The following is a 482-nucleotide window of genomic DNA, read 5'->3' on the forward strand; positions in this document are numbered from 1 at the left end:
AAGCTCGAGCAGAACCTGGCGGAGAAGAACCGTCTTTTCGAGAAAGTATATGAAACGACGCCGTTCACGGTCGATGAAATCATGGAAGAGTATTATGATTACGGTCAGCAGATCGCTTCTTACGTATGCGATACGTCTGTCGTATTGAACGACAGCCTGGATGAAGGCCGCCGTGTGCTGTTTGAAGGTGCGCAAGGGGTTATGCTTGATATCGATCAGGGTACATACCCGTTCGTAACGTCTTCCAACCCGATTGCCGGTGGTGTGACGATCGGTTCCGGTGTCGGACCGTCCAAGATCAAGCATGTCGTAGGTGTGTCGAAAGCGTACACGACTCGTGTCGGTGACGGTCCGTTCCCGACAGAGCTTCACGATGAAATCGGGGATCAAATCCGCGAAGTCGGCCGTGAATACGGTACGACGACCGGACGTCCGCGCCGTGTCGGCTGGTTCGACAGTGTCGTAGTCCGCCACGCACGCCG

General features: G+C 55.0%; 1 protein-coding gene. It reads left to right on the plus strand.

Annotated features, from left to right (window positions below):
- A partial coding sequence (locus D479_RS19540; protein WP_008640580.1) for an adenylosuccinate synthetase occupies nucleotides 1-482 on the plus strand: 482 nt, incomplete at both ends.

Source organism: Halobacillus sp. BAB-2008, from assembly GCF_000328325.1.
Lineage (GTDB): Bacteria > Bacillota > Bacilli > Bacillales > Halobacillaceae > Halobacillus.